Origin of the sequence: Cytobacillus sp. Hz8, assembly GCF_042263505.1 — a bacterium.
Classification (GTDB): domain Bacteria; phylum Bacillota; class Bacilli; order Bacillales; family Cytobacillaceae; genus Bacillus_BE.
Map to the genome: position 1 here is coordinate 68,964 of NZ_JBHKFI010000014.1, position 23,468 is coordinate 92,431.

The 23,468-nt window shown below is 37.0% G+C and carries 23 protein-coding genes; 15 read left to right on the top strand and 8 right to left on the bottom strand.

What is annotated here, in order from left to right; all coding sequences use genetic code 11:
- The first annotated feature begins 33 nt into the window (after positions 1 to 33).
- Positions 34 to 1,269, top strand: a complete 1,236-nt coding sequence (locus ACE38V_RS16225) for a methyl-accepting chemotaxis protein (protein ID WP_375842801.1) — start codon at positions 34 to 36, stop codon at positions 1,267 to 1,269.
- 76 nt (positions 1,270 to 1,345) lie between these two features.
- Here the strand turns inward: ACE38V_RS16225 and ACE38V_RS16230 are convergent, their stop codons facing one another.
- The gene (locus tag ACE38V_RS16230; protein ID WP_375842802.1) at positions 1,346 to 1,555 is read right to left on the bottom strand and encodes a YgaP family membrane protein; all 210 of its coding nucleotides are present in this window, start codon (positions 1,553 to 1,555) and stop codon (positions 1,346 to 1,348) included.
- Between the two features lie 212 nt (positions 1,556 to 1,767).
- The gene (locus ACE38V_RS16235) at positions 1,768 to 2,514 is read right to left on the bottom strand and encodes an AAA family ATPase (RefSeq protein ID WP_375842803.1); all 747 of its coding nucleotides are present in this window, start codon (positions 2,512 to 2,514) and stop codon (positions 1,768 to 1,770) included.
- Between the two features lie 251 nt (positions 2,515 to 2,765).
- On the opposite strand from ACE38V_RS16235, the gene ACE38V_RS16240 reads away from it, so the two are divergent.
- From ACE38V_RS16240 to ACE38V_RS16255, 4 genes are all read left to right on the top strand, one after another.
- Positions 2,766 to 3,605: a formate/nitrite transporter family protein gene (locus tag ACE38V_RS16240; RefSeq protein WP_375842804.1), complete on the top strand. Its 840-nt coding sequence runs from the start codon at positions 2,766 to 2,768 to the stop codon at positions 3,603 to 3,605.
- Positions 3,605 to 3,964, top strand: coding sequence for a DUF3147 family protein (locus tag ACE38V_RS16245; RefSeq protein ID WP_375842806.1), 360 nt, complete (start codon positions 3,605 to 3,607; stop codon positions 3,962 to 3,964). The genes ACE38V_RS16240 and ACE38V_RS16245 overlap by 1 nt, the downstream gene beginning before the upstream one ends.
- A 19-nt stretch (positions 3,965 to 3,983) precedes the next feature.
- Complete coding sequence (locus ACE38V_RS16250) at positions 3,984 to 4,358, top strand: DUF3147 family protein (protein ID WP_375842808.1); 375 nt, start codon at positions 3,984 to 3,986, stop codon at positions 4,356 to 4,358.
- A gap of 560 nt (positions 4,359 to 4,918) precedes the next feature.
- Positions 4,919 to 5,674, top strand: coding sequence for a MerR family transcriptional regulator (locus ACE38V_RS16255; protein WP_375842809.1), 756 nt, complete (start codon positions 4,919 to 4,921; stop codon positions 5,672 to 5,674).
- Between the two features lie 165 nt (positions 5,675 to 5,839).
- Here the strand turns inward: ACE38V_RS16255 and ACE38V_RS16260 are convergent, their stop codons facing one another.
- Positions 5,840 to 6,523: a class I SAM-dependent methyltransferase gene (locus ACE38V_RS16260; RefSeq protein ID WP_375842810.1), complete on the bottom strand. Its 684-nt coding sequence runs from the start codon at positions 6,521 to 6,523 to the stop codon at positions 5,840 to 5,842.
- A gap of 265 nt (positions 6,524 to 6,788) precedes the next feature.
- Between ACE38V_RS16260 and ACE38V_RS16265 the strand changes: the two genes are divergently transcribed.
- The 5 genes from ACE38V_RS16265 to ACE38V_RS16285 all read left to right on the top strand — a co-directional run bounded on the left by ACE38V_RS16265 (position 6,789) and on the right by ACE38V_RS16285 (position 11,393).
- Positions 6,789 to 7,949, top strand: coding sequence for an ABC transporter substrate-binding protein (locus ACE38V_RS16265; protein WP_375842812.1), 1,161 nt, complete (start codon positions 6,789 to 6,791; stop codon positions 7,947 to 7,949).
- 128 nt (positions 7,950 to 8,077) lie between these two features.
- Entirely contained in the window at positions 8,078 to 8,962 is an 885-nt protein-coding gene (locus ACE38V_RS16270) for a branched-chain amino acid ABC transporter permease (protein WP_375842814.1), read from the top strand.
- A 5-nt stretch (positions 8,963 to 8,967) separates the two neighbouring features.
- Positions 8,968 to 9,945: a branched-chain amino acid ABC transporter permease gene (locus ACE38V_RS16275; protein WP_375842815.1), complete on the top strand. Its 978-nt coding sequence runs from the start codon at positions 8,968 to 8,970 to the stop codon at positions 9,943 to 9,945.
- On the top strand, positions 9,917 to 10,690 hold the full coding sequence (locus ACE38V_RS16280; RefSeq protein ID WP_375842817.1) for an ABC transporter ATP-binding protein: 774 nt from the start codon (positions 9,917 to 9,919) through the stop codon (positions 10,688 to 10,690). The genes ACE38V_RS16275 and ACE38V_RS16280 overlap by 29 nt, the downstream gene beginning before the upstream one ends.
- Positions 10,683 to 11,393, top strand: coding sequence for an ABC transporter ATP-binding protein (locus tag ACE38V_RS16285; RefSeq protein WP_375842819.1), 711 nt, complete (start codon positions 10,683 to 10,685; stop codon positions 11,391 to 11,393). Before ACE38V_RS16280 ends, ACE38V_RS16285 begins: the two co-directional genes overlap by 8 nt.
- 96 nt (positions 11,394 to 11,489) lie before the next feature.
- On the opposite strand, the gene ACE38V_RS16290 is transcribed toward ACE38V_RS16285, so the two are convergent.
- The 3 genes from ACE38V_RS16290 to ACE38V_RS16300 all read right to left on the bottom strand — a co-directional run bounded on the left by ACE38V_RS16290 (position 11,490) and on the right by ACE38V_RS16300 (position 13,011).
- Positions 11,490 to 12,122 carry an SdpI family protein gene (locus ACE38V_RS16290; protein WP_375842820.1) on the bottom strand — a complete coding sequence of 211 codons (633 nt, stop codon included), beginning with the start codon at positions 12,120 to 12,122 and terminating at the stop codon, positions 11,490 to 11,492.
- Positions 12,122 to 12,409, bottom strand: coding sequence for an autorepressor SdpR family transcription factor (locus tag ACE38V_RS16295; RefSeq protein ID WP_375842822.1), 288 nt, complete (start codon positions 12,407 to 12,409; stop codon positions 12,122 to 12,124). The genes ACE38V_RS16290 and ACE38V_RS16295 overlap by 1 nt, the downstream gene beginning before the upstream one ends.
- Before the next feature lie 185 nt (positions 12,410 to 12,594).
- Positions 12,595 to 13,011, bottom strand: coding sequence for an Hsp20/alpha crystallin family protein (locus ACE38V_RS16300; protein WP_375842824.1), 417 nt, complete (start codon positions 13,009 to 13,011; stop codon positions 12,595 to 12,597).
- A 298-nt stretch (positions 13,012 to 13,309) separates the two neighbouring features.
- On the opposite strand from ACE38V_RS16300, the gene ACE38V_RS16305 reads away from it, so the two are divergent.
- A complete protein-coding gene (locus tag ACE38V_RS16305; protein ID WP_375842826.1) occupies positions 13,310 to 13,837 on the top strand; it encodes a phosphatase PAP2 family protein in 528 nt (175 codons plus the stop codon).
- Between the two features lie 210 nt (positions 13,838 to 14,047).
- Here ACE38V_RS16305 and adhE read toward each other — a convergent pair whose 3' ends face one another.
- The gene (gene adhE / locus ACE38V_RS16310; protein ID WP_375842828.1) at positions 14,048 to 16,651 is read right to left on the bottom strand and encodes a bifunctional acetaldehyde-CoA/alcohol dehydrogenase; all 2,604 of its coding nucleotides are present in this window, start codon (positions 16,649 to 16,651) and stop codon (positions 14,048 to 14,050) included.
- Between the two features lie 118 nt (positions 16,652 to 16,769).
- Positions 16,770 to 16,997 (bottom strand): hypothetical protein, encoded by a 228-nt coding sequence (locus ACE38V_RS16315; protein WP_375842830.1) that lies wholly within the window; start codon positions 16,995 to 16,997, stop codon positions 16,770 to 16,772.
- Between the two features lie 359 nt (positions 16,998 to 17,356).
- On the opposite strand from ACE38V_RS16315, the gene ACE38V_RS16320 reads away from it, so the two are divergent.
- Genes ACE38V_RS16320 through cydC form a run of 4 tightly spaced genes read left to right on the top strand, consistent with a single transcriptional unit; the run spans position 17,357 to position 23,217 of the window.
- Positions 17,357 to 18,760, top strand: coding sequence for a cytochrome ubiquinol oxidase subunit I (locus ACE38V_RS16320; protein ID WP_375842832.1), 1,404 nt, complete (start codon positions 17,357 to 17,359; stop codon positions 18,758 to 18,760).
- A complete protein-coding gene (cydB, locus tag ACE38V_RS16325; protein ID WP_375842834.1) occupies positions 18,747 to 19,760 on the top strand; it encodes a cytochrome d ubiquinol oxidase subunit II in 1,014 nt (337 codons plus the stop codon). The genes ACE38V_RS16320 and cydB overlap by 14 nt, the downstream gene beginning before the upstream one ends.
- On the top strand, positions 19,760 to 21,487 hold the full coding sequence (gene cydD / locus ACE38V_RS16330) for a thiol reductant ABC exporter subunit CydD (RefSeq protein ID WP_375842836.1): 1,728 nt from the start codon (positions 19,760 to 19,762) through the stop codon (positions 21,485 to 21,487). Before cydB ends, cydD begins: the two co-directional genes overlap by 1 nt.
- Positions 21,484 to 23,217, top strand: a complete 1,734-nt coding sequence (gene cydC / locus ACE38V_RS16335) for a thiol reductant ABC exporter subunit CydC (RefSeq protein ID WP_375842838.1) — start codon at positions 21,484 to 21,486, stop codon at positions 23,215 to 23,217. The genes cydD and cydC overlap by 4 nt, the downstream gene beginning before the upstream one ends.
- The last annotated feature ends 251 nt before the right edge of the window (positions 23,218 to 23,468 follow it).

Consider the following 23,468-nt stretch of genomic DNA (forward strand, 5'->3'; position numbering starts at 1 on the left):
AGGGAAATAATACATAAAATTAGGTGGGTCAAAATGAAGAATTATAGAATGGGTTTTATTAAACAAATCTTTCCCTTTATCATCATTGGTGTAATCATTATGGGAGGGACCTTATGGGGCAATAAAGAAATTCAATTTTGGATCGCGATAGTTGGTTCCATTGCAGTTATTATTTTTGGCATTTGGTCCGCGCTCCTTTTGGCTAATAAGCTTTCTCAATTTGAATTAGTATCAGAGAAAATAAAATCAGGTGATTTTACGGAAATTACCACTAAGGAAAATCAACATCTTGGTGAATTAATGCTTGCGCTAAATGAAGTAACCGATAAAACCCGCAATCTCGTTGCTAATTTAAAAGTGGGAGTTTATGAGGTTGGAGGTCATTCAGAGGAGTTATCTGCAACAGCAACAGAGCTTACTTATATTATTCAAGATGTTATTGATACGATGAATGTCATGACACAAGGATCGATGGAATTAAGTGCTACAACTCAGCAAATAAGTGCGGCTATTGAAGGTATAGATTCCTCTACTAATAGATTAGCAGAAAAAGCAAAAGATGCAGGAAATTTAGCTGAACAAATTAAAGAAAGAGCCTCTAAGGTCATGGAAGATGCTAAGCATTCTGTGGATTCTTCGGAAGAAATCTATGTGGAAAAAGAAGAAAAGATAATGAAAGCTATTGAGGACTCAAAAGTAGTGCAGGAAATCACTATTTTGGCTGATACAATTGGAAGTATTGCGGAGCAAACGAATCTTTTAGCATTAAATGCCTCAATTGAAGCTGCCAGGGCTGGTGAAGCAGGAAAAGGATTTTCTGTAGTAGCTGATGAAATAAGAAAATTGGCTGAACAATCTTCAAAATCTGTGGAAAACATTCGAAATGTCATTGGAAAAGTTCAAAGTTCCTTTAGCAACCTAACCAATAACTCAAAAGACATTTTGCATTATATGAATACGGAAGTGAAGCCAGATTATGAAAAATTTATTCAAATAGGAATTCAGTACGAAAAGGATGCTGATTTTATAAATCAAATGTCTATTGATATTGCAGATTCCTCAAGTGAAATGGCGAGTTCGATAAAAGAGGTCAACATGGCCATTCAAGAAATTTCAGCCACGACTATGCAAAATGCATCTAGTGCGGAAGAAATATTAGATAATGTTTCAGAAGTATCATTAGCGATTAAAGAAGTAGAAGAAAGTGTTCAAAATCAATATAAACTAACGGAAAATGTGAAGCAGTTACTGGATCAAGTTCAAGTGTAAATGGCAGGGAAAGACAAGTTGCCCCTAGTTGAAACAACTAGGGGCTTTCTGAATTGGGAAAGATAGATGATTAATGCTACATTTTTAGAGAATTCTTTTTTGCACACGTATTCACTCGCAACAGTGGATACAATGGACAAAACTTTAGGAAAGCAGTAATTATTAACACTACACCTATTAAACTAATATATTTCATTCCCCCATCCAATAGGAAAAACAATGAGATAAATGCTATGCCTAATAGGAATCGAATCGTTCTGTCGGTCGCTCCAATATTTTTCTTCAAACCACCAGCCCCTTTGTACTTATTTGGCTAACCAAGCGAAAAATTATTAACTTCTCTGACTAAATAATGCACATTATTTAGTCTAATCTTTTAGTTAGCTAATTAAAAAATAAGGTAAAAGGGCATCGTGATTCAGTGACAAAGTCACATTGTCAATACTCTGTCAATTATCGTGAATCGAGATAATTCGTACGTCAACGTAAATCCTATTCTTATTTAAATAAATGGAAAAGAAGCCGTTCCTTATCTTCGAAAAAATGCTTCATAATCTTATAGTGATTCGTTTCCTCAAGTGTGGTTTCTTGGATTCCATTTTCAGTTAATTCATAAATGATGGAATCTGGGTAAGCCATCAAAATGGGTGAATGGGTAGCAATGATAAATTGTGAATGATGATGAATTAGTTCGTGCATTCTTGAAATCATTGATAATTGGCGAAGGGGAGAAATGGCTGCTTCCGGTTCATCTAATATATACACCCCATTCCCCCAAAAACGATTCATAAATGCTGCAAAGAAGGATTCCCCATGTGATTGCTCGTGAAGAGAGAGACCACCGAAGGAATCAATGATTCTGCCTCCTCCTGGTTCTTTATCCAGTTCTTCGATATTTGTGGCTAGGTTATAGAAGGTTTCTGCACGAAGAAAGAAGCCATCCTTTGGTTTTTCAACTCCCTTAATAAGTTTAATATAGTGGTCTAGTTGTGAATGAGTATCAAAAGTTGAAAAGTTGAAATTAAAACTACCTCCTTCTGAGTTAAAGCCATAGGCAATCGCAATGGCTTCAAGTAATGTGGATTTTCCCATGCCATTTTCTCCAACAATATAGGTTACCTTTGGATGCAGGGGCAGATCGTGAAGATTCTTGATACAAGGGAGGTTAAAAGGATAGGTATGAAAGGAGGGAACAGCCTCCCGTTTGACTTCGACTTTTCTTATATATTGTTGATGGTCATACATGGAATCTCTCCTTCATTGATCGGTTTATCATAAGAATAACAGAATCGTCTAATAGAGAGAAACAGATAGGAAGACTTTCTTTAATAAGTCCTATCATTTATGAAAACGCTTCGAAAACCTTAAAGAAATGTTCACATGGATTGGTAAGAAAATGGGTTAAAATAAACTATGTTGTTTTGTGAATTAGTGCACAATAAAAATATTCCATAGAAAAAAAGAAAAGGAATGTTTTTTGAAAGGAAATGATCAACATGTCATCATTCTACAAACCGGAGCAAATAGTAGACGTAACGATTAAAAACGGAATCAAAAAAACGTCCTATCCTGCCTTAACAACCATGATTTTGGGTTTTGAAGCAGGTGCATTTATTGCATTAGGCTACTTGTTATATATTCGAATTACCGCTCCATTAACAGGTGTTGCAGCAGGATTTACGAATTTATTAGGTGGAGCTGTTTTCCCAATTGGACTTATTCTTACCTTAATTGCAGGGGGAGAGCTTCTTACAGGAAATATGATGGTCGTCGCACTTTCTAGAATGGCTAAAAGGGTGAGAACGAGTCAGTTATTAAAAAACTGGTTACTAGTTACAATTAGTAACTTTATTGGAGCTATTTTTGTGGCTTACTTTTTTGGTCATGTAATTGGATTAACAGAAACGGGTCCGTTTTTAGCGAAAACCGTAGACCTTGCTGAGCATAAGCTTGGAGATTCTTTTATTCAAGCGTTCTTTTCAGGAATTGGCTGTAACTGGCTTGTTGCTGCAGCTGTATGGCTTTCTTATGGATCAGAAGATATGATGGGGAAGATTGCGGGAATCTGGTTCCCAACAATGGCCTTCGTGTCAATTGGTTTTCAGCATATAGTAGCTAATATGTTTGTCATTCCTGCTGCAATACTAGCAGGGTATTTTACTTGGTTAGATTATTTAGGAAACTTCGTCCCAGTGTATTTAGGAAACGCGGTTGGCGGCGCATTATTTATCGCGATGGCCTATTGGCTAGCTTATAAAAAGAAAGAGCATACAGTCCTCGATAGTTCTAAATCTTCTAAGCAGGCTGAGCCAATGGTTAATAGAGGTGGTATGTAATGGCCGAGATTTCCATAAGTGCCTTGGTGATACGATTCTTATTGGGTGGAACCGCAGTCCTTGGTTCAACGTTGATTGCAAAGCTTTTAGGTGAGAGAGCTGGCGGTATTTTTGCCGCATTTCCAGCTGTATACTTAGCGGCATTACTTACTGCTCATTTAGATTTAAGCGGAGCAGAGCTGATTTCGCATTCGATATTGCTTTCAAAAGGAGCAATCATTGGGATGGTCATTAATATTGTTGTGGCTATTGCCACTGGCTATCTTTTACCAAGACAGGGCTGGAAGCTTGGATTAATTCAAGCGACCGTATGTTGGTTTGTTGTTTCAATGGTTGTTGCAATCGTCACATCTCACTAATGAAGAAAAGGTGATTCTCTTGAATAAGCATGATTTAATTCTTCGTTTTTTATTAGGTGGTACAGCTGTCATGCTCAGCTATATTGTGACAGTCATTTCTCCCTGGAAGCTATTAGCAGGGATCTTTGCCGCATTTCCAGCGGTGATGCTTACAGCCGTATTGATGGTGGGAATAGCTTCAGGCTCAAAAAAGGCAGCAAAGATAGCCAATGGATCCGTTTATGGGATGATTGGCGGCGTAGTATGTGTAGCAACGGTCCTTTTGGTCTTGAAGGTAACGAACAATTGGATGTTTAGTATTATCTTAGGATTATTCTTATGGCTTGGCAGCTCTATTCTAGTGTCTGTCATTAGAGAAAGAATGAAGAATATAAGCTCTCGCAAAGCGGCATGAAACTTTTGGTTAGAATTATAGCTTTCTGGTATTTTTACTTATTAATTAATTTAATAAAATATCAGATTTGTAAAAATCTGTTGATATAGATTTTGAGAATCCAATGACGAGGAGGTCATTGGATTTTTTTATCCCACTCTTAACGGACATTTTGACTCCCACTTCAAGATTCTGAGAATACGAAGAAGATAAGTGGGAGATCAACTGTCCGTAAAGGTCCGACGACGGACAGGAGGTCCTAGTCAGGCGAAGCCACAGGATGTGGCGTTATGAGCGTGATAAGTGAAATAAGATTTTTCTTTGGGCTTCAGCCCTTAGAAAAATCAATCAGGCTCTGCGTGACTAACCATCAGTGGGGGATGAATGGCAGACTAAAAGCGCGACGTCAACACATAAGTCTGCACACTTCACGTCCTGTGCGTCGAAAACCCCCACTGATGGAAGTTTCACTTTATATCCAGATTGAATACGGAGAAATTGATTCGGAAAAATTTTTTTGTCAATACTATTGACCTTAACGTTGCGTAAAGGTGTATCTTCTGAGGTAGGGAGGTGATCAGATGGAATATACCGTGCAGAAGCTTGGAAAATTAGCTGGAGTAAGCACCAGAACATTAAGATATTATGATGAAATCGGGATTCTTAAGCCGGCAAGAATCAATTCATCAGGATATCGAATCTATGGGCAGGCTGAGGTCGATAGGCTGCAGCAAGTTCTGTTCTATCGGGAGCTAGGCGTTAATTTAGAGACCATTAAAGAAGTCATCACTTCAGCATCGTTTGATGGAGCAATTGCACTTAAAGAACATCGTGAAAAGCTCCTTGAAAAAAGAAAACAGCTTGATTTGCTGATTGAAAATGTTAATAAGACGATTGATTCAATGGAAGGGAGAAGAACCATGTCTAATAAAGAAAAATTTGAAGGATTTAAGAAAAAGCTAATTGAGGATAATGAGAAAAAATATGGCAAAGAAATCCGTGAAAAATATGGCGAAGAAACGATTAATAAATCAAATGCAAAAATGCTGAATATGACCGAAGCAGAATATGAAAGGGTTACAAAGCTTTCAGAGGAGGTAAATTCTACTTTAGCCGAAGCGATGAAGACAGGGAATCCAGCAAGCGAGTTGGCGCAAAAAGCAGCAGAACTGCATAAACAATGGCTCACTTTTTATTGGAGTGAGTACAGTAAAGAAGCTCATGCCGGGCTTGCTCAAATGTATGCAGATGATGAACGATTCAAAGCGTATTACGATAAAATCCAACCAGGGGCAGCGGAATTTTTACGGGATGCGATTCTGATTTATACGAAATAACTTGAATAGTTGAAACTTGATTTTTTGTCAGAGATTAGAACAACTGTACATAGAAAAAAAGTGTACAGTTGTTCTTTTGCTGATTACCATTCAACTAAGAATTCAGTCTGCTAAAAATGCTCGAAATGGAGCGGTGATCTCTTTTCCTCATAATAAAAAACGATTCTATTTGCGAGCATAAAGTACAGAAAAATTAAAATATTTATAGACACAGTCAACTTCGCTAAAACCAGCATCTTTTAACCATTTTAGTTGATTTTCTAGTGTCGCCATCTTATCAAGTTTCGTCCGTTCATGAGCTGCCTTTAGTTCTTCACTAGTTAATCCACTTCTTTCAATTTTCAAATTCCAATCGTTTTTATACATGGTTTCAATAAATGGTGTGGAACCTAAAACTTGGTCAGCATTAATAAAAATTCCCTCTTCATTTAGTAGATTGTAAACTTTCCTATATAATTTTTCTTTTTGCGCATCCGTTAAATGGTGAATGGATAAAGAGGAAATCACAAAATCAAATTTTGTTTGGAAATCATAGCTTGTATAATCAGCAATCATGTAACTGATCGCTGAATCGTCTTGGAAACGGGCCTTCGCTTTTTCAATCATGTTTTCAGATAAATCAATTAAGGAAATCTGGGCATTTGGATATTTTTCTTTAACATAGGCTGAAAAAATACCCGTCCCTGCTCCAACATCTAAGATGGTGGGTGTATCGTGCTTTGCTTCAATTAAGGATATAGGAATAGAATAAAAGTCATCAAAGCATGGGATTAGTTTTTTTCTTTGATGGTCGTATTGTGATGCGTGGTGATTAAAGGTGGATTTTACATCTTTATTTGTGATCTCCATTATTTAGGACCCTCCTAGTAAATCTATTTAGTAGAGTATTATAATGAAAATTTTGACAATCAACAACGGGTTTTAGAAAAAAATTTTTTGAACTATGAGAAAAAATGGTGGCTGTCATAATGGCCATCTAATTTACTTCCGTTCAGAATGATTTATATATTTTAAATATTCTAAAAAGTATTTACATTTTTATAGTTTTGTACTTTAATAATATTTAGTTTTGAAAATTTGGACATTTAAAAATCAAAGGGGGTTAACCGAAAGAATGAAAACAAATTTAAAGAGAATCATTCAGTTTTCTGCTCTTTCTAGTCTACTAGTTTTATCGGCTTGTAGCGGTGGAGGAGAAAAAGCATCGGGCGATAAAGATAGTAAGGGGAATAGCGGTGTTATAACAGCCGATATTGGTGTCGTCTCATTTATATCTGGTTCAGGTGCAGCTTATGGGGAAGCAATAACAAATGGTCTAAAACTTGCTCAAGAAGAAATTAATAAAAAAGGTGAAGTAAAAATCAACCTCGAAATTGAGGATTCTGCGGGTAAGCAGGATCAAGCTTTGTCTGCGGCCCAAAAGCTAATGAACTCCAAAAACGTAACTGCCATTATTGGACCAACGTTAAGCACGGAAATGAATGTCGTAGGACCAGAAGCAGATCTAAATGGTGTACCTATTATGGGAACATCTACGACAGCTCAAGGAATTCCACAAATTGGGGACTATGTATTCCGTAATTCGATTCCAGAATCATTAGCAATCCCAGCATCTATTAAAAAAGCTGTGGATAAATATAAGGCGAAAAAAGTCGCCATTTTATATGGAAATGATGATGTATTTACTAAATCAGGTTATGACACTATGAAGCAGGCTGCCAAGGATATGGGACTTGAAGTATTAGCGACGGAAACCTTCCAAAAAGGACAATCAGACTATAATGCTCAATTAACAAAGATTAAAGGACTGAAACCAGATTTAATCCTTTGCTCTGCCTTATATAACGAAGGCGCTGTCATTATGGATCAAGCTCGTAAAATGGGGATTACTGTTCCGTTTGTCGGCGGTAATGGATTTAATTCTCCAGAGGTAATCAAAATTGCAGGGAACGCTGCTAACGGACTCATTGTAGCAACACCTTGGTATGCAGAAAAAGAGGATGAAAAGGTTCAAAACTTCGTTAGTACGTATAAAGAAAAATTTGGAAATGTACCAGACCAATTTGCAGCTCAAGCCTATGATGCACTGTATTTAATGGCAGATGCCTTAAAACGGGCTGGAGAAGCAGATCGTGATGCTCTTCGTGATGCATTAGCTGAAACGAAAGACTTTAATGGAATATTAGGAAATATCTCATTTGATAAAGATGGAGATGTTGTGATGGAACCTACTGTTCTTGAGATTAAAGATGGGAAGTTCCAAATTTTTGAATAATCAAGATTAAATGATAAAGGCTCTGTTAATGAGTGTTGTTAGATCCGTACTCCTTCATTAATAGAAGGGGGATCAAACAATGTCGTTATCAGGGCTTTTTACAAAAATGTTAGAAGGTGTGATGCATCATGTTTATTGAACAGTTAATTAATGGAATCACTCTTGGTAGCATTTATGCGATTGTTGCTTTAGGTTTTACGCTTGTGTTTGGTGTTCTTGGCATCATCAATATGGCTCATGGAGAAATTTTCATGTTTGGAGCTTTTATTGGGGTTTTGGTCACGAGCACATTTGGCGCACCTCTATGGCTCGCATTTTTAGCTGCTATCATTATTACAGGTCTATTAGGATATTTATTAGAGGCAGTTGCTTTGCGACCTCTTCGCAACAAGCAAGGCGTTTCGCATCTTGCCCCACTTATTAGTACAATCGGTGTTTCTATTTTTCTAGAAAACTTAACTCATCATTTATTCGGACCAGGAAATCATCCTTTTCGAACTCCTTTTGCCGATATTCATTTTGAAATAGGTTCAATTACGGTTTATATTGTCCAAATTGCTATTTTTGTCATTGCCGTTATCCTAATGATTGCTCTTTCTACATGGCTAGGAAAGACCAGGGCTGGAAGAGCGTTAAGGGCAACAGCGGAGAACTTAGAAACAGCTAGTATTCTTGGGGTTGATACAAAGAAAATTATCACGCTAACAGTCATAATTGCTTCTGCTATGGGAGGGATTGCGGGCATTCTTGTTGGGATGGCCTTTAATTCCGTTACCCCGCAAATGGGTCTATCCATCGGACTGAAGGGACTGGCAATCATTATCCTTGGTGGTATGGGAAGTGTAAAAGGGGCAATGGTTGGAGGATTAATTCTTGGACTGGCTGAAACATTTTTAGTTGCCTATGGCGATTCAGGCTATCGTGATGCCATTGCTTTTATTGCCATCATAGTCATTCTGCTCATTAGACCACAGGGGCTTTTTGGACAGAAAATTTCAGAGGTTAGAAGGTGAGCCTTTTGGTTGCAGAATATATTAATCCGTATTACTTACAAGTAGGTTCCTTTATTTTAATCAATGTCCTATTAGGGATTAGTATTTATATTACTCTATCAACTGGTCAATTATCACTGGCCGGGGCCGGGTTTATGGGGATTGGAGCATACACGTCTGCCTTATTAACCATTCATTTTGGGCTTCCTATTTATGTAGGGATTATTGGTGGCGCCTTAATGTCGGGAGTTCTCGGCATTATTATTGGTCTGCCTACCTTAAGGCTTCAAGGGGTATATTTGGCGATTGTTACACTCGGTCTAGGTGAAGTTATTCGCGTTCTCTTTATTAATTTGGAATCACTGACAGGTGGGTCTGTTGGGTTATCCGGCATTCCTCATATGGGCAGAGAAATTCTAAAAAAAGTAAGAGAAATGGGCTTTAATCCAATGGATGTAGGCCTTCAAAACAATCAATTTATTTTTCTTGTAATCTTTTTTCTATTGCTCGTAATCACGATTTTCGTCATTTGGTTTTTCCGTAGACAAAATCATTCCCGTGTCGGTCGGGCGTTTTCCGCGATTAAATTGGATGAGCAAGCAGCTGAGGCGATGGGAATTAATATCACGTATTATAAGGTGCTTGCTTTTGCCCAAGGTGCTTTATTAGCTGGATTTGCCGGTGCATTATTTGCCCATGTGTTAGGTTATATTAGCCCTGCAGATTTCTCCTATAATCGGGCGGTTGATATATTAATTTTTGCTGTGTTTGGTGGAAGTGAAGTCATTTGGGGACCGGTTTTGGGAGCATCCTTTTTAACCCTGATGCCGGAAGTACTAAGGTTTATCAGTGATTATCGCTATATGATTTATGGTGCGATTATTATCATAATGATGGCGGTTCGCCCTCAAGGACTATTAGACATCTACCTGCTCCAATGGATCAAAGGGAAATTTACAAAAAGGGGGCAAAAACATGGTACTTCAAATCAAAAAAGTATGTAAGCATTTTGGAGGACTCAATGCATTAACGGATGTTTCCTTTTCCATCAATAAAGGAGAAATATTTGGCTTAATCGGACCAAACGGTGCTGGTAAAACGACGATGTTTAACTTAATTACATCAATATTTCCACCATCCTCAGGAGAAATTCTTCTCTCAGGTGAGAAAATTAGTGATCAAAAGCCTCATATCATTACTAAAAAGGGAATCTGTCGGACTTTCCAAAATATTCGTCTTTTCCAACAAATGACGACGATTGAAAATGTCATGGTTGGGGAGCATTGCAGAGGAAAGGCTGGTGTTTTGCGCAGTGTTTTTCGTACGAAGTCTCAACGTCAGGAGGAAGCAAGAGCTCGTAAGAATGCGGCTGAATTACTTGAATTTGTCGGTTTATCCGGATATGAAGAAGTGACTTCGGAAAATTTATCTTATGGGCAACAAAGAAGACTAGAAATTGCAAGAGCAATGGCGAGCAATCCACAGGTTCTTCTTCTTGATGAACCAGCGGCAGGGATGAATGAAACAGAAACCAGTGATTTGTTTGAACTCATTAAGAAAATTCAAGCCCGTGGAATTACCGTCTTATTAATTGAGCATGATATGCCGTTTGTCATGAATCTATGTGATCGTATTGCGGTGTTAAATTTTGGAGAAAAGATTGCAGAAGGAACACCTGAAGAAATCCAAAATAATCCTGAAGTGATTGAGGCCTACCTCGGCAGAGAGGAGGATGAAGCTCATGCTTAAAGTATCAGGTATTGCAACATCCTATGGGAAAATTAAAGTATTAAAAAATATTAATCTGCATGTAGAAGAAGGCAGTATTGTTACGATACTTGGGGCAAATGGTGCCGGGAAGACTACAACGATGAAAACATTGGCAGGGCTTCTTAAGCCGCAAGCAGGGAAAATTGAGTTTTTAGGGGAAGACGTAACAGGGCTTAGATCTGATCAGCTTTTACGAAAAGGATTGGCACTTGTACCTGAAGGTAGACAAATTCTCTCCGGAATGACGGTATTGGAAAATCTTGAAATGGGTGCCTACCACCGCAAGGATAAGGAAGTCGAACAGGACATCGAAAGAATGATGGACCGCTTTCCCATCTTAAAAGAAAGACAGAAGCAGCATGGCGGAACTCTTTCTGGTGGACAACAGCAAATGCTGGCGATTGCCAGAGCCATCCTAAGCCGCCCTAAGCTACTATTATTGGATGAGCCTTCCATGGGACTTGCCCCTCTAGTCGTGGCTGATATTTTTAAGATAATTAAGGAAATCAAGGATTCAGGAACAACAGTGCTATTAGTGGAGCAGAATGCTAGACAAGCTTTGAAGATTTCTGATTATGGATATGTACTGGAAACGGGGAAGATTGTGGCAGAAGGAAAAGCTCATGATTTATTAAGTGATCCACGTATTATGGATGCTTACCTTGGCAGAAAATCAAGCTAACCCATTTTGGTTACTGAAAATTTCATATATGAAAAGGAAAAGCCGGAATTCGCTGTAATAGCAAGCTTCGGCTTTTACCATTTGCTTATTTTTATTTTATACATTTTTACGAAATAGCCAATAAGAATAGCCGATAGGCAATAAGATGATAATCAAAACAATTGGAAAGAGAAATGAATCTGCAATAGTCTTAGGGAGAAAGATAGAGCACATAAAAATGATACCGCTAATAACAAAGGTTTTACCTCCAAATCGGTGGGTTTTCTTCCAATTGGTTTCATCATTTAATGCCCAAGGTGTTTTAATCCCCATAAAATAATTGGGTTTTACTTGAGGTAAATAGTTCCCAATCACAATAAACAGTGCCCCAAGTATCAAATTTATATAAATTCCAGTATCTAAGTCAAAACCTAATCCGGAAAGGATGATGATGATATTAATGGCAAATGCAACAATCATTAATGAAATATTGATAATATGATAGCTTTTTGTAAACCGTGGATAGTTTTCTTTTTTAGGATCCATTTTTGGAATAAACACGGTAATGAAATACACTAGGACCATCAATCCAATCGATAAAAGCATGGCCCCTAGTTTGGGGGAATAGTCATTTGCTTTCCCATTTGGACCCCAGTGCGTTGGTAATTGCTCGGAAAGTTGCGGGTAAAATAGGACCCACAAAATGATGGTTAAGAAAATCATAACTAATGGAAAAATATGCTTCTTCATTAAAAATCTCCCTTCTTGTTTTCCTCATTTTTATTATCTGTAAAATTCAGAGCCCAGCTGATTAGTTCTTGGAAGACAGTAGCATTGAGGGAATAAATAACAAATTGTCCCCTTTTTTCATCTTGGACAAGATTTGCATTTTTCAAGAGCTTTAAATGTTGAGAGATGCTTGGCTTGGTCATTTTAAAATGGTCAGAAATTTCGCCTGCCGTTAAGTCTTTTTCCTTTAATAATTCGAGAATTTTCCTGCGTGTGGGATCCGATAATGCTTTAAAAGTGTTATTCATCCTATCACCGTTTGATATTTAGTTAATTAACTAAATAATAACATACTGTATTCGGATTGACTACAAAAACTTGACTTCAGCAAACCATAATAAAAGGTATCAAAACGCAAAAGATTTTGTCTCTTCCGTTCTGATACCCTTGTTAATTTTTTGAGGTTATAAGCTGTATAGAAGTAACACATAGGCTATTGAATCGTAATAGATTGGCGTGAAGGAAGGGTAGGGTGTTTCTTTTCTAATGAGATTGTTAAAACACCATCTTCATATTTAGCATTAGTAGTAGAGCGTACTACTTCAATTGGTAAAGGAATGGTCCGTTCTACTTTGCCATATTGACGTTCTTGCATAAAATATTTTTCATTCTTTTCTTCCCAGTCGACATTACGAGTTGCAATAATTCTTAAGGAATAGTCATCCAACTCAACATTGATTTCCTCTTTTTTGAAACCAGGTAAATCAGCTTGCACAGTAATCAATTTTTCGGTTTCTTTAACATCCACATCGAAAGCTGTGTTGAAAAACCATGGCTTTTCAAAGAATTCTTCTAGTTCCTGACCTCTTTTACCCCAACTTTTTGGTAGTAAATCATGAAGTGCTGGCATTTGAATCATCCTCCCAATGTGATTTATTATTACCACTAAATAAGTATAGCAGGAATATCATGATGTAAACGGATGAAGAGGTATTGTTCATCGAAATGTTAGAAAAATTTGACAAATTATTTAATTTCAAACTTTATGTGGAGGTTTCCACAGAGGAAACATTATTAAAGTGGTATAATATTGTATATAACTAAATGAATAAAGCTAATCTGTAACAAGGAAAATATCACCATTTATGTAGACAATCATGAAAAAATCAGATCTGATAAGATGCCAAAATGATAAGGAGCAGATCGTGATGAGATTGTTGCAAAATTATTATCAATTCGAGCAAAAAATATTTAAAAAGGTAAATCGTCATTTTGATAAAAAGCATATGAACCTATTTTTTCGGATCCTCACCCGGATGGGAGGGGCGACCTTTGCAATTGGAATCGTGCTTCTTTTGTTCATTTTTTGCAAGCAGCCTGTGAAAAGCATTGCCTTATGTAGTGCATTATCGTTGGCTGTTAGTCATTTACCAGTTCAAATTTTGAAAAAGCTATATCCAAGAAAACGACCTTATTTAATCTTAGAGGATACGAAATTTCATTCCAATCCCTTAAAGGATCATTCATTTCCTTCCGGCCATACGACAGCTGCTTTTTCTGTAATGATCCCCTTTATTCTCTTTATGCCAAGTCTTGGTTATCTGCTAATTCCTTTAGGTGTGCTCATTGGAGTATCCAGAATGTATCTGGGATTGCATTATCCTTCTGATGTCCTTGCTGGAGCAGTTCTTGGGTCAGGTTCAGGGATTTTAGTGTATTATTTGATGAATTTATAATAAAGAGCCATAAATTTATGAATAAAAGTAAAAACCTTGAACATTACTTCTTTTTGTTCAAGGTTTTTTTGTATTATTTAACGGAACATAAACGTCAATGATGAGGTTATAAAAACAAGAGAATGATAGAATCCAATGAAGTTGCTGTTTGCATTTTCAAAAGAAGACCCAAAAGCCTCTGCCTTTGGGTCTTTTACTCATATTACTAAATTAGATTCCTTTGAATGCTTGACGATAAATTTCAGCTAATTCAGTTACTAAAGGTAATTTAGGGTTAGCAGTTGTACATTGGTCTTCAAATGCTTTGTCTGCTAAGTAATCTACTTTTTTCTCGAAATCAGCTTTTGATACACCGTTTGCTTCGATACTCATTGGAATGTTAAGTTCTTTTGCAAGTTTTTCGATCGCTTTGATTAAGCTATTAACGCCTTCTTCAGTTGTGCTTGCTTTTAATCCAAGAGTTCTTGCAATTTCAGCATATTTTTCATCAGCAATAAAGTGTTCATATTTAGGGAATGCAACAAATTTCTTAGGTTTTGTTGCATTGTAACGAACAACGTGTGGTAATAGAATTGCATTTGCACGTCCGTGAGCAATGTGGAATTCAGCACCAAGTTTGTGTGCCAAGCTATGGCCAATTCCAAGGAATGCATTGGCAAATGCCATACCAGCAAGAGTTGAAGCGTTATGCATTTTTTCACGAGCTACTGGGTCGCTGCCGTTATGGTAAGCTTTTGGCAAGTATTCAAATACTAATTGGATTGCCTTCATTGCTAAACCATCAGTAAAGTCATTTGCCATACAAGAAACATAGGCTTCAATCGCATGTGTTAATACGTCCATACCAGTGTCAGCAGTAATGCCTTTTGGTATTGTCATAACAAATTGTGGGTCAATGATTGCAACATCTGGAGTTAACTCATAATCTGCTAATGGATATTTCAAGTTAGCATGTTGATCAGTGATAACTGTAAATGGTGTTACTTCAGAACCAGTACCAGAAGTTGTAGGGATTGCTACAAATTTCGCTTTGTTTCCTAGTGGGCTATATTTCACCAAGCGTTTTCTGATATCTAAGAATTTTTGTTTTAATCCAAAGAACTCACTGTCTGGATGTTCATAGTACAACCACATTCCTTTGGCAGCGTCCATAGAAGAACCTCCACCTAAAGCAATGATGACATCTGGTTGGAATTGGTGCATTAATTCTGCTCCACGGCGAACTGTTTCTGTTGATGGATCTGGTTCAACATCAGAGAAAATTTCGCAATGAACATAATCTGGACGTTTTCTTAAGTAGTAAAGAATCTTGTCAACGTATCCTAATTTAACCATGCCAGGGTCTGTAACGATAACAGCTTTTGTGATGTTAGGCATTTTTGCTAAATATTGAACAGCATTCTTTTCAAAGTAAATTTTTGGTGGAAGTTTGAACCATTGCATATTAACATTCCTTTTCGCAACCTTTTTAATGTTAATTAAATTAACTGCTCCAACGTTTGTTGAAACTGAGTTTCCTCCGTAAGTTCCACAACCAAGAGTTAATGAAGGCATGTAAGCATTGTAGATATCACCGATAGCCCCTTGAGAAGATGGAGCATTAACGATAATTCTTCCAGCTTTCATACGAAGACCGTATCGTTTGATTACATCTTCATTTGTTGTGTGGATAACTGCTGAGTGACCAAGTCCGCCAAATTCAAGCATTTCTTCAGCAAACTTCATTCCTTCGTCTGTGCTGTTCGCTTTTAAGCAAGCAAGGACTGGGCTAAGTTTTTCTCTTGAAAGTGGTTCTTGAGGTCCAACACTCTTGATTTCAGCAACTAGGATTTTTGTTTCTTCAGGTACATAAACACCAGCTAATTTAGCGATGTTAAAAGCAGGCATCCCAACGATATCAGGGTTTACTGCACAAGATTTTTCGTTAATTACTAGTTTTTCAACTTTTTTCTTTTCTTCTTCATTTAAGAAGTAAACGCTGTTTGCGATTAATTCGTTCTTTACTTCATTATAAATTTCTTTATCGATGATCACAGCTTGTTCTGATGCACAAATCATTCCGTTATCAAATGTTTTTGATAGGATTAAGTCATTAACAGAACGCTTAATGTTAGCTGTTTTTTCAATGTAGCAAGGTACGTTACCAGCTCCAACACCTAGGGCAGGCTTACCAGAACTGTATGCTGATTTCACCATTCCAGGTCCACCAGTTGCTAGAATAATAGAGATGTTGTCATGACCCATAAGTGCTTTAGTTGCTTCAATTGATGGAGTTTCAACCCATTGGATACAATTTTCAGGTGCCCCAGCTTTGATAGCTGCATCTCTTAAAATTCTTGCTGCTTCACTACTAGATTTTTGTGCAGATGGATGGAAAGCAAAGATGATTGGGTTTCTAGTTTTAAGAGAAATTAATGATTTGAACATTGTAGTTGAAGTTGGGTTTGTTACAGGAGTAACCCCAGCAACAACACCAACTGGTTCAGCGATTTCAATCATTCCTTCATGTTCATTTTCGCTGATAATTCCTACTGTCTTATCATATTTGATATTATGGTAGATATATTCAGTTGCGAACATGTTTTTGATAATTTTATCTTCATAAACTCCTCTTTTTGTTTCTTCATGAGCAAGTTTAGCAAGTTGCATATGTTGATCAAGACCAGCAAGAGCTGCTTCTTTAACAATTTTATCAATTGCTTCTTGGTCGAAAGTACGGAATTCTTTTAAGGCCTGTCTACCTTTTTCAACAAGTTTGTCAATCATTTTTGTTACAGATTCTTTTTCGTTTAACGTTTTTTCTGTTACAGCCATGTTAAACCCTCCATTGATTATAATATGTGAAATATTTCACATGATTTTTTAAAAAAATATATACAAACTAAGGTAGAACTTAGTAGTTCTTGATTTTGTGTCTTTCTTTCATTTAAAATTATTCACAATAAGGATTTCTAGGAAGTTTCTCAAAAGAAATATCGGTAAAGAGTTTTGAATTTTTTTGAACGATGATAACAAAATTTGTTGTCCAGATGTAACGTGGAATTTCCTCGCCATCTTTTATCAACATTGCTTCGAATTCATCACCAACAGTTTCTTCAAAAAGTTTTTTTGTATAAGTTTCAGAGTCAGTAGAGAAAGTTTGCCATTCACAGATGATCATGTTCATCCCTCCTTGTTCCTTTCTTGATTTAAAGATATCACAGGTTTATGTGAAATAGATTGTGAAATATTGAACAAAGTATGAATATTTTTATGAAAACGCTTTAATTTAAATCCCTTAAAAATACTGTATTGACAGGCTTTTTCGGAAGGTCTGTTGAAAATATTACGATTTATAAAGGACAGAGAAAATGATAACGCTTAACTTTTTATTGAACAAAGTCACATTTGAATTATTGCAGCATTTTTCAATTTGTAAAGATGTAGGAAAAATGTAACGGATTATCCTTTTTGATTTCACAGTATCTTCTTATTATTTTTATATAATAATTATGATAAATACAGTAAGGGGGGTTAATAATGAACGAACTGATTTTAGCTAGAATACAGTTTGCTTCGACAACGATTTTTCACTTCATTTTTGTTCCATTATCAATAGGTTTAGCTTTTCTCATCGCGATTATGCAGACAATGTATGTCGTGAAGAAGAAAGAAATCTATAAGGACATGACAAAATTTTGGGGAAAATTTTTCCTTATTAATTTTGCGGTTGGAGTTGTAACAGGAATTATTCAAGAATTTCAATTTGGAATGAACTGGTCTGATTATTCCCGATTTGTTGGAGATGTGTTTGGCGCTCCATTAGCAATTGAGGCACTGCTTGCATTCTTTATTGAATCCACTTTTATTGGATTGTGGATTTTCGGTTGGGATAAGCTACCGAAGAAATTGCACTTAGCTTGTATTTGGCTCGTTTCTCTGGGAACCGCCATATCTGCCTTATGGATATTGGCTGCTAATTCATTTATGCAAAACCCAGTGGGATATGCCATTCACAATGGAAGGGCAGAAATGAATGATTTCTTAGCAGTGATTACAAATCAAAAGCTTTTAGTCGCCTTCCCACATACGATCTTTGCAAGTCTTGCAACAGCTTCATTTTTAATTTTAGGTATCAGTGCCTGGAATTTATTGAAGAAGAGAAATGTGGAATTATTTAAACTATCCATGACGGTACCTTTAATTGTTGGATTAATTTCCACTTTAGGTATTGCTTTTACTGGTCATTCACAGGCTACTTATTTAATTAAGGCGCAGCCAATGAAGATGGCAGCAGCTGAAGGATTGTGGAATGATACTGGCGACCCTGCTCCATGGACAGTTGTTGCGAAGATTAATACGGATGAAAAGAAAACCACATCACGGATTGAAATTCCAGGCTTGCTAAGCTACCTCTCCTATGGAAAATTTAGTGGTGCGGTTCAAGGAATGAATACTCTTCAAGATCAGTATGTAAAGGATTATGGAAAAGGAGATTATATTCCACCAGTAAAAACGACATTCTGGAGCTTCCGTATTATGGTAGTAGCAGGGGGGTTAATGATTTTATTAACCTTGATCGGTTTAATCATGAAGTGGCGTGGAAAAATTGAGGTCCATTCCGCTTATTTAAAATGGATGATTGCAGCCATCTTCTTCCCATATATTGCAAATACTTTTGGTTGGATTATGTCTGAATTTGGACGTCAACCATGGGTAGTATATGGCCTTATGACTACAAAGGATGGTATTTCACCAAATGTTTCATCAGGTTCTGTGTTATTTTCTCTTATTGCATTTTCACTGATCTATACATTACTAGCAATTGCGATGGTTTATTTGTTTATAAGAGTCATAAAACATGGACCTTATGAAAAGACGAATGATGAAATAACCACATCTGATCCATTCCATGTAGGGGGGATAAAAGATGCAATTAAGTGAGTTATGGTTTGTTTTAGTGGCTGTATTATTTGCGGTCTTTGTTTTACTAGAAGGATTTGATTTTGGAGTAGGCATGAGTACGAAATTTCTCGCTAAGAATGAATCCGAAAAAAGAGTGCTGATTAATTCCATTGGACCATTTTGGGATGCCAATGAAGTGTGGCTATTAACGGCAGGTGGAGCGATGTTTGCGGCATTCCCACACTGGTATGCGACTCTTTTTAGCGGTTACTATATTCCTTTTGTTGCCTTATTGCTCTGTTTGATTGCTCGGGGTGTATCCTTTGAATTTAGAGGCAAGGTTCAAGCGGAAAAATGGACAAAGGTTTGGGATTGGGCCATTTTTCTTGGCAGCCTATTACCTCCATTCTTATTAGGAGTATTGTTCTCAAGTTTAATTAAAGGCTTGCCGATTGATGCAGATATGAATATGCATGCTGGCTTCTTTGATGTTGTGAATATTTACACAGTTGTAGGGGGACTTGCATTTGTAATGTTAGCCTTTATGCATGGCTTGATGTTTATCTCATTAAAAACAGACGGTTCACTACGTGATAGAGCTAAACAAATGGCGATGAAAATGTATATCGCGACCGCTGTTGTAATTGTTTTGTTTGTCGGATTAACTGCCTTCTTTACGGATGCTTATACAGATAGGGGAACTATTCTTATTCCTTTATATATTGTTGCGATCCTCCTATATCTTCTATTATTTCGATTTTTGCGGAATAGTAAGGAAGGATTTAGTTTTGCAACCACAGGTATTATTATGATTATGGTAACAGTATCGTTCTTTATTGCATTATTCCCGAATGTATTGATTAGTTCAACAGATATAACCAATAATCTTACGGTTTATAATGCTGCATCTGGTCACTATTCTCTAAAATTAATGACGATTGTTGCCCTAACTATGGTTCCGATTGTTTTAGCTTATACGATATGGAGTTACTATGTATTTCGTAGACGGGTTACAGATAAGGAGCATCTTGAGTACTAATGGATAAACATCTTCTTCGATATAAGGGCAGCAAATGGACAATCCTATTGATCAGTATTTTGACAGTTGGGCAAGGGATTGCCATCATTTTTCAAGCTGTTTTCTTGGCCAAGGCCATATCAGATATGTTTCACGGGGCAGCATCAAACGCTGTCCTTCCTTTCTTTTTTGGTTTTCTTTGCGCCTTTTTTTTAAGGTATCTTTTTCAATGGGGAAAAGAGAGAATCTCCTATCGTTTTGCGGAGAAAACCTCTGATCAATTACAATCCTTGCTAATGGAAAAAATAATTCATATTGGACCAAGAGGGATAGGGATTCTTGGTTCAGGAAATCTTGTCACTTTATGTATGGAAGGAATTCCTAGTTATCGGACCTATATAGAGCTTTTTATCCCTCGCTTTCTCACTATGATCTATATTCCAATTATTTTGTTGGCTTATATTTTTATGACAGATACTTTATCAGGAATTGTATTAATCATCACGATGCCAATCATGATTATTTTTCTCATATTATTAGGTAGTGCTGCCCAAAAACAAATTAATGCACAAATGGGAAGCTTTCTCTTACTTTCTAGACATTTTGTTGATTCTTTAAGAGGGCTTGTTACTTTAAAATATTTAGGTAAAAGCAAATCTCATCAAAAAGCGATTGAGGTGGTAAGCAATCAATATCGTATCGCCACTATGAAAACATTAAAAATGGCATTTTTGTCTACCTTTTCCTTAGATTTCTTCTCTAGTCTTTCCGTAGCGGTTTTAGCAGTTGAGTTAGGCTTACGACTAGTGGATGGAAAAACAGGCTTAGAGGCGGCATTAATCATTTTAATCCTTGCACCTGAATATTTTCTTCCAGTAAGGACACTTGGAAATGACTATCATGCAACAATGAATGGCAAGGAGGCAGGGAAGCGAATTTCTAAAATTTTAGATCAGGCAGATCTCATCCTTCCGAGAGAGGAGCTTGAAATGCCAAAATGGAATCAGGAGAGCGTTCTTCAAATTGAACATTTATCAAAGCAATCTGAAACGGAGAAAATCATGATGCTAAGGGATATTAGCTTCTCAGTAAAAGGGTATCAGAAGGTGGGGATTATCGGTACATCTGGTTCAGGTAAGTCTACTTTAATTGATATATTATCGGGATTTTTAGAAGCTTCAAGTGGATCCATTATGATGGATGGGGCTCTGCAGCGAAGCTTATGTAATGAAAAGTGGCAAGAACAAATCACCTATATTCCCCAGCATCCATATATTTTTTCTGGAAGTGTTGCCGAGAACATCAGCTGGTACGCTCCCGATTCAACAAGGGAAGAAATTGAAAGAGTGGTGCAAATTGTCGGGCTGAAAGAATTAATTCAGGAGCTTCCCAATGGGTTGGATGAGAAAATTGGTCAGGGGGGACGTGAACTAAGCGGTGGGGAAGAACAAAGAATCGCCTTATCCCGATCTTTATTACAGAATCGTCCCATCATGCTATTTGATGAGCCAACCGCACACTTGGACATTGAAACAGAATATGAATTGAAAAAGTTGATTCTTCCAGTGCTCGAGGATAAGCTTGTCTTTTTTGCAACCCACCGCTTGCATTGGATGGAAGCAATGGATGTCATATTCCTTCTCGAGGAAGGGAGAATTATTGAAATGGGAACTCATGGGGAGCTCCTCGCTAAGAAGGATGCTTACTATCATCTATTCCAAGCTAATAGAGGAGAAATGATAGAATGAAGCTTATTCAAACCCATATAATACCTTATATAAAGCAATATTATCGTTCTATTCTATTAGTCATTTTTTTAGGAATATTAACCGTCGCAGCAAGCGCAATGTTAACTTTTACTTCCGGGTATTTAATTTCAAGTGCTTCCCTCATGCCAGTTAATATTTTGATGCTATATGTCCCAATCGTTTTGGTACGGACGTTCGGAATCTCCCAGGCAGTTACACGTTATCTAGAGAGATTGATTGGACACAATTCAACGTTGAAAATATTGGCTAATATGCGTGTTCAACTATACCAAATGCTTGAACCGCAAGCCTTATTTATACGTTCCCGCTTTAAAACGGGTGACTTATTGGGGACTTTAGCAGATGATATTGAACATTTGCAGGATGTTTATGTCCGCACGATTTTTCCATCAGTGGTTGCTTTCTGTATCTTTGTTGCTTCCATCCTATCCATTGCCTATTTTGATTTTTTGTTTGCTTTATGGATGGTGATTTGCTTAAGTTTGATATTGATCATGTATCCACTTCTCTCCCTCTATTTATTAAAGAAAAGACAAGTGGAGCAAAAGAAAATTAGAAGCAATCTGTACTCAACATTTACTGATGCGGTTTTTGGGATAAGGGATTGGATGATTAGCGGGCAGTACGCCAGTTTCCTTCATCAATTTAATAGAGAGAGCAGAAAGAACATAGAAATTGAACGAAAGATGCATGATTGGAATCAGTCACGTGAGTTTCAAATGCGCCTCCTTTCGGGTGTTATTTTAATTTCCATCGGAGTATGGGCAGGAGGGATGGCACAAAGTGGAAGGATTGCTCCTGCTTATATTGCGGCCTTTACTTTAGTGATTTTACCGATAATAGAAGGGTTAATTCCTGTTTCCCGAGCGATTGAGAGAATTCCAACCTATTCAGAATCATGGAAAAGGATTGATCAAATTCAAAAATTCATTCCCATTCCATCCACCGGTATAAAAAGCACTCCATTACCTTTATCTAAAGGTGAAATTGTGATTCACCAGGTTTCTTTTCGTTATCCAAATAAAAGGATGGATGCTATTAATGAGCTTACCTTGCATGTACACCAAGGTCAAAAGGTTGCCCTTTTAGGAAAAAGCGGGGCGGGAAAATCAACTCTTCTCCAATTAATGATAGGAGCGTTGACTCCATTAAAAGGGGAGATTGCTCTTAATGGGCATTCACCTAAAGATTGGGGGGAAGGGATCTATTCCCTAATGGGAGTACTGAACCAAAAACCATATTTATTTGCAACGTCGCTTGAAAACAATATTCGCCTAGGAAATGAGGATGCTGCGAAGGAAGATATAGAAAGGGTAATTAAACAAGTAAAGCTTGATCAATATATCCATTCATTACCTTACGGACTTTCCACGCAAATGGAAGAAGCCGGACAGCGATTTTCTGGAGGAGAAAGGCAAAGAATTGCCCTTGCAAGGATACTATTGAAAAACACTCCAATCGTTGTTTTAGATGAGCCAACAGTTGGACTCGATCCGTTAACAGAAAATGATTTAATTGCTACAATATTTCATACTCTGAAGGATAAAACGGTTATTTGGATTACCCATCATTTAATTGGCATGGAAAAGATGGATACCATTCTATTCATGGAAAAGGGAAGAATGGTGATGAAGGGAAATCACCAAGAATTGCTGGTGAAAAATGAAAGATACCGCCATTTATATGAATTAGACTGTGGAAAAATCTAATTGGGAAGACGCAATTGCTTACAGCAAAATACATCATTCCGTTATCGGATACCTACTTGCAGATTCCCATAATAATTGTTAGAATATGTATCAATAAAGCTAAGGAGGCATCAATAAATAACACAATGGATATCCGCTAATTTTTTTTCGCTAATTGAGTGCAAAAAAATAACTTTGCATATGCAAAGAACAGGATACCTGTGTCTAATTTTATGATGCCATTTTGAAATAATGAATGTGAATTTGGAGAC